Origin of the sequence: Klebsiella sp. GW_Kp181 (assembly GCF_040062315.1) — a bacterium.
Classification (GTDB): domain Bacteria; phylum Pseudomonadota; class Gammaproteobacteria; order Enterobacterales; family Enterobacteriaceae; genus Klebsiella; species Klebsiella oxytoca.
Map to the genome: position 1 here is coordinate 1 of NZ_JBEAFR010000036.1, position 710 is coordinate 710.

Consider the following 710-nt stretch of genomic DNA (forward strand, 5'->3'; position numbering starts at 1 on the left):
CGGTGTCGTTTGTATTCGCTGCGCTGGTTGGCCTTCAGGTACTCCACGACCTTTTTCACGTCCTGGGCGCGGTTTTTATTCATCACCAGCACCGCATCCTTGGTGCTGACGATCACCAGGTCCTCAACGCCGATAGCCGCCACCAGCTTTTCGTCGCTGTTGATGTAGCAGTTCTGGCTGTTGTGCACCCAGGCATCGCCGGTCAGCACGTTGCCCAGCTCATCTTTCGGGCTGACGTCCCACAGGGCTGACCATGAGCCGACGTCGCTCCAGTCGGCATCCAGCCCCACCACCACCGCATCGGCGGTCTTTTCCATCACCGCATAGTCAACGGATTCGTCGGGACAGGTGCTGAACACCTCATGGGGGATGCTGATAAAGTCGCTGCCGCTGTCGGCGGCGCGGACCGCAGCCGTGCAGACTTCGAGAATATCCGGGCGGAATTTTGCCAGTTCGGAGAGATACTTTTTCGCCCGGAACATGAACATGCCGCTGTTCCAGTAATATTCTCCGGAGGCCAGATAGGCCTGCGCACGCTCCAGGTCCGGCTTCTCGACAAAGCGGGCGACCTGATAAGGCGTGTGCTCCCCTTCCCCCAGCGCATCACCGCGCTGGATATAGCCGTAGCCGGTTTCGGGGGTGTTCGGAACGATACCGAAGGTGACCAGATGGTCAGCCTGCGCATACTGCTCCGCGACGCGAATGGCGTC

General features: G+C 60.0%; 1 protein-coding gene. It reads right to left on the reverse strand.

Annotation, left to right across the window (positions count from 1 at the left end):
• A partial coding sequence (locus ABLV11_RS07030) for a sugar phosphate nucleotidyltransferase (protein ID WP_348855247.1) occupies nt 1-710 on the reverse strand: 710 nt, incomplete at both ends.